The 2,242-nt window shown below is 65.1% G+C and carries 3 protein-coding genes; all 3 read right to left on the minus strand.

Translation table 11 applies throughout. From position 1 onward, the window contains the following. The coding region (locus Q0L94_RS17545) for an anaerobic ribonucleoside-triphosphate reductase activating protein (protein WP_296755919.1) at positions 1–449 on the minus strand (449 nt) is incomplete at its 3' end. A gap of 27 nt (positions 450–476) precedes the next feature. Then, positions 477–653, minus strand: coding sequence for an anaerobic ribonucleoside-triphosphate reductase (gene nrdD / locus Q0L94_RS17550; RefSeq protein WP_366799485.1), 177 nt, complete (start codon positions 651–653; stop codon positions 477–479). A gap of 25 nt (positions 654–678) precedes the next feature. Beyond that, positions 679–2,242, minus strand: a 1,564-nt coding sequence (locus Q0L94_RS17555; RefSeq protein WP_296755924.1) for a ribonucleoside triphosphate reductase, incomplete at its 5' end; no start/stop codon positions are given.

Raw genomic sequence — 2,242 nt, forward strand, 5'->3', positions numbered from 1 at the left:
AGCACCTGCTCCAGGCTCTCGCGGGCGCGCGTTCCGCTTTCCGCCACGCCGGTGATGCCGGCGTAATCGGCAAACGGCGCTTTCACGTCGAGCCCCACCCAGTCGACCAGCGGCAGCACGGCCGCCAGCCGCCCGGGGTACATGCCGCCGGTGTGCAGGCCGATCTTGAACCCGAGCCCGCGCGCCGCGCGCATCGCATCCGGCAACGCTGCCTGCAGCGTCGGCTCGCCGCCCGAAAACACCACGCCGTCGAGCAATCCCTGGCGGCGCCGCAGGAAAGCCAGCACCTCTTCCCAGGGGATTTCGTCGGCGCCGCGCGGCGGAATCAGATCGGGGTTATGGCAATAGCCGCAACGCCAGGGACAACCCTGGCAGAACACCACCGCGGCCAGCAGACCGGGCCAGTCGGTGGTGGACAGCGGCGTCAGGCCGCCTACGCGCAGCGTCATTTCCGGAGTTGCCGCAGCATGGCGAAATCAGCCCGCCGTGCAACGGCCTTCGACGAAGAACTGGCGCTCGCGATGCTCGCTCTGCTTGCCCTTGTTGAAGCTCGTCACCGGGCGATGGTAGCCCATCACGCGGGTCCACACTTCGCAGCGGGTGCGCTCCTCGTCCTTCAAGGCAACGGTCTGGATTTGGCTCGAAACACTCATGTCGTTCATATCGATCTCCTAGGGGTCAGGCTGAAACAGCGCGTTTGCGGGACAGGGCCTCTTCGTCGCACGTGGGACAGAATTCGTGCTCGCCGGCGAGGTAGCCGTGTTTGGGGCAGATGGAAAAGGTCGGCGTGATGGTGATGTAGGGCAGACGGAAGCGCGTAAGCGCGCGGCGCACCAGATTGCGGCAAGCGTCGACGGAAGAGATGCGCTCCGACATGTAGAGATGCAGCACGGTGCCGCCGGTGTATTTGCGCTGCAGGTCGTCCTGCCGTTCCAGCGCTTCGAAGGCGTCGTCGGTGAAGCCCACCGGCAGCTGCGACGAATTGGTGTAGTACGGCGCCTCGCCGCTGCCCGCCTGCAGGATGCCCGGGTAGCGCTTGGCATCCTCCTTGGCGAAGCGGTAGGTGGTGCCCTCGGCCGGCGTGGCTTCCAGGTTGTACATGTGGCCGGTCTCTTCCTGGAACGCGGCGATGCGTCCACGGATGTGATCGAGCAGCCGCACCGCGAAGTCGTGGCCCCATGCGGTGGTGATGTCGTGTTCGTCTTGCGTGAAATTGCGGATCATCTCGTTGACGCCGTTGACGCCGATGGTCGAGAAGTGGTTGCGCAGGGTGCCGAGGTAGCGCTTGGTATAGGGGAACAGGCCGTTGTCCATCAGACGCTGGATTTCCTTGCGTTTGATTTCCAGGCCGTTCCGCGCCATGTCGAGCAGCGCGTCGAGGCGGCGCAGCAATCCGGCTTCGTCGCCCTTGTATTCGTGGCCGAGGCGCGCACAGTTGACCGTCACCACGCCGACCGAGCCGGTCTGCTCGGCCGAGCCGAACAGGCCGTTGCCGCGCTTCAGGAGTTCGCGCAGGTCGAGCTGCAGGCGACAGCACATCGAACGGATGTGGTTCGGCTTCATTTCGGAATTGATGAAGTTCTGGAAGTACGGCAGGCCATAGCGCGCGGTCATGGCGAACAGGCGGTCGGCGTTTTCAGACTCCCACGGAAAGTCCGGCGTCATGTTGTAGGTCGGAATCGGGAAGGTGAACACGCGGCCCTTGGCGTCGCCGGTGGTCATGACCTCGATGTAGGCGCGGTTGATCATGTCCATCTCGGCCTGCAGGTCGCCGTAGGCAAAGGGCATGTCCTCACCGCCGATGACGGGCACCTGCTCACGCAGGTCCTCCGGGCAGACCCAGTCAAAGGTGAGGTTGGTGAACGGCGTCTGGGTGCCCCAGCGCGAGGGTACGTTGAGGTTGTAGATCAGCTCCTGGATGCACTGGCGCACCTCGCGATAGCTCATGTCGTCGCGGCGGATGAACGGCGCCATGTAGGTGTCGAACGAGGAGAACGCCTGTGCGCCAGCCCACTCGTTCTGCAGCGTACCGAGGAAGTTGACGATCTGCCCGACCGCCGACGACATGTGCTTGGGCGGGCCGGCCTCGACCTTGCCGGGCACCCCGTTGAGGCCCTCGTGCAGCAGCGTGCGCAGCGACCAGCCGGCGCAGTAGCCCGCCAGCATGTCGAGGTCGTGGATGTGGATCGAGCCGTCGCGGTGTGCCTCGCCGAGCTCGGGCGGATAGACGTGGTTGAGCCAG

Source organism: Thiobacillus sp. (genome assembly GCF_024708915.1).

Coding starts and splice junctions, on each gene's coding strand:
- nrdD (WP_366799485.1), bottom strand. CDS start 653: ATGAGTGTTTCGAGCCAAATCCAGACCGTTGCCTTGAAGGACGAGGAG.